At 62.9% G+C, this 510-nt stretch carries 1 protein-coding gene; it reads left to right on the top strand.

What is annotated here, in order from left to right; translation table 11 throughout:
- Positions 1-510 (top strand): chorismate synthase (locus tag RA19_RS25350; protein ID WP_039168711.1); only part of this gene is annotated, 510 nt, incomplete at both ends.

The following is a 510-nucleotide window of genomic DNA, read 5'->3' as shown; positions in this document are numbered from 1 at the left end:
GCCGGGGCTGGAGATCAAGGGCTATATGACCCAAATGGGCGAGCTGGAGATCGACCGCAGCCGCTTTGACTGGGACGCGATCGAGCAGAATGATTTCTGGATCCCCGACGCAGGCGCGGTGCAGGAGTGGGAAGACTATCTGCAGGGCCTGCGCAAGGCGCATGACTCGGTGGGTGCAGTGGTCGAGGTTGTCGCCCGCAATGTCCCCGCAGGCATCGGCGCGCCGGTTTACGGCAAGCTGGACACCGATCTGGCCGCCGCGATGATGTCGATTAACGCCGTGAAGGGCGTTGAGATCGGCGAAGGCATGAATGCCGCGCGCCTCAAAGGCTCGGAAAACGCCGATGAGATTTTCATGGGCGAAAACGGGCCGGAGTATTCCTCCAACCATGCCGGCGGCATCCTGGGCGGGATTTCCACCGGCCAGGATGTGGTGGTGCGCTTTGCAGTAAAGCCGACCTCCTCGATCCTCACCCCGCGCCAGTCGATCCGCAAGGACGGCTCTGCCAC

The organism is Leisingera sp. ANG-M1, from assembly GCF_000813745.1.
Taxonomy (GTDB): domain Bacteria; phylum Pseudomonadota; class Alphaproteobacteria; order Rhodobacterales; family Rhodobacteraceae; genus Leisingera.
Note: the sequence above shows the minus strand (reverse complement) of the source record. Positions and strands in the feature narration are given on the sequence as shown.